The 650-nt window shown below is 42.5% G+C and carries 1 protein-coding gene and 1 pseudogene; both read right to left on the bottom strand.

Translation table 11 applies throughout. The features are described 5' to 3' along the window. On the bottom strand, positions 1-415 hold a 415-nt coding region (locus AC1DWB_RS36870; protein WP_477545987.1), incomplete at its 3' end, for a YqaJ viral recombinase family nuclease. Beyond that, a pseudogene (locus tag AC1DWB_RS36865) lies at positions 393-650 on the bottom strand (hypothetical protein); the annotation flags it as partial. The gene AC1DWB_RS36870 and the pseudogene AC1DWB_RS36865, both read right to left, overlap by 23 nt.

The raw sequence follows: 650 nt of genomic DNA, 5'->3' as shown, positions 1-650 counted from the left end.
GGAGTATGTACTCCGTGGGGGCCTGTGCGCCTCCCCAATCGTCTCGGGAGTATTCGCCAGTGTTCTTGATTTCTAGCCCTGCATTCTGTCCTGGTAGCCAACGATCGATGTTAGCCAGCATGAATTTATGCTCGTGATGTTGAAATACTGAATTTTGTTTCATTACTTTCATTTGCGTTTCATCAGCAAACCATTCCGCGATTACAGGTTCTAACATCCTGCCTGCTTTCATCTTGGGGTTATCCTCAATCGGAGGTATTTCTCCCAATTTGTCGAGATATACTTCCATCGCGCTTTTATATCTGCTCAACCCGCAAATTGCTGCTATGTCGCTTCCTCCAATTCCTGTCCTGCGAACATCAAGCCAGTCAGAATGGGATAAGTTATTTGTACTAACTAACCTTTGTGCTTTCATTCTTATCCCTCCTATTCGATGCTTGTACTGACGGCGTTGCCCAACGACAATTGCTTGGCTCATAGTTCCCGTTAACGTCTTCTCTATCAAGTGATGTTTTTAAATTTCCGTGTAAATTGACATGATCATTAAAAGATTCATACATATCAGATTTGAAACTATCGAAGTCTTTCCATCTATCGCAAACAGTTATTCCTCTTCCTCCGTAATTTTCATAATCTTTGCAAGCCTTACG

This window comes from Paenibacillus sp. P4_E11 (assembly GCF_056401635.1).
The sequence above is the reverse complement of the archived record's forward strand: the minus strand, read 5'-3'. Positions and strand labels throughout refer to the sequence as shown.